The organism is Finegoldia magna (genome assembly GCF_018371055.1).
GTDB lineage: Bacteria > Bacillota > Clostridia > Tissierellales > Peptoniphilaceae > Finegoldia > Finegoldia magna_I.
On sequence record NZ_JAGYZD010000359.1, the window covers coordinates 1 to 1,178 of the forward strand.

Below are 1,178 nucleotides of genomic sequence, written 5' to 3' on the forward strand. Positions count from 1 at the left end.
ATTGATGAGCTTTGCGACAAAAAACACGACACAAACTTCCTACAAACCCGTTGATGTAAATATTTATGTGCAAGACAAAGCGAACACCAAACTTTCCAAATCTCTGTACGATTATTTGGATAAGAACGCCAAGATAAAAACAATGGATGAAACAATCGTAGACGACAAACTTTTCTACGATATTATCAACGCAGCTGTTATAATTCCGGAAGATTTCGATAAAACGAGGGAAGTTTTGTACAAAGTCGCTCCGAATAATGCTTATGCGATGGATATCAAAGAGAAGATTAATATTTATCTAAGCCAAGTAAGTTCCTACGAAAAAAGTGGATTTACTGAAGATGAGGCTATAAAAAATGCGAATGAAGATTTGGATAAAAAAATTGATGTTAGCATTAAAGAGGGAAGTGTAAATTCTAAAAAAGATAAATCCAAATTCTACTTTAACTTTTTAAATTACTTACTACTTGCACAAGTGATATTAGTAGTTTCAAATATCGCTTTGGTCTACAAAAAACAACCAATTCTTATGAGAAACAACGTGTCACCATGTCCAAGAACTAGGATTAATATGGAGTTGATGCTTGGTCACATCGTCACAGGACTTGTATTTTGGTTAATTTACATGATACTATTCTGCGTTTTGTACAAATACGATTTTACGAAGACTCACATTAATCTTATGATGCATAATTCGTTTGTATTTACTATATATGTGGTGACGATGTCAGTGATGATATCAAGTGTAATTAAAAACTCAAACACAGTTCAAGGAGTAATGAACATCGTATCACTTGGTTCGTCGTTTTTGTGTGGGGCGTTCGTTCCACAAGAATTACTAGGGAAAACTGCTTTGACTATAGGTAGAATTTTCCCAGGATTTTACTACATTAGTAACAACGAAATTTTAGAAGAATTTCCAGAAATCTCAAAAATTCTTCCTAATCTTTTGATAATATTGGGATTTAGCGTGGTGTTTATCGTGATTTCTGTTTTGGCAAAGCCAAAGGGCAATGATAATATCAACAAATAAAAATAGGGCTATGAGCACTCAACTCATAGCCTTTACTTTTGAGAAAAATTATTTTGTAATTAAATATACTAATACTGATGCGATTGTAGTCGTCAAACCTACGGCTGCTTCGTAAGGAATGATTTTTAATCTGTCAGCGATAGAC

1 protein-coding gene is annotated in these 1,178 nt (G+C 33.4%); it reads left to right on the forward strand.

Annotation, left to right across the window (positions count from 1 at the left end; genetic code table 11):
• On the forward strand, nt 1-1,033 hold a 1,033-nt coding region (locus KHW44_RS09865; RefSeq protein WP_304068965.1), incomplete at its 5' end, for an ABC transporter permease.
• Nucleotides 1,034-1,178 lie beyond the last annotated feature (145 nt).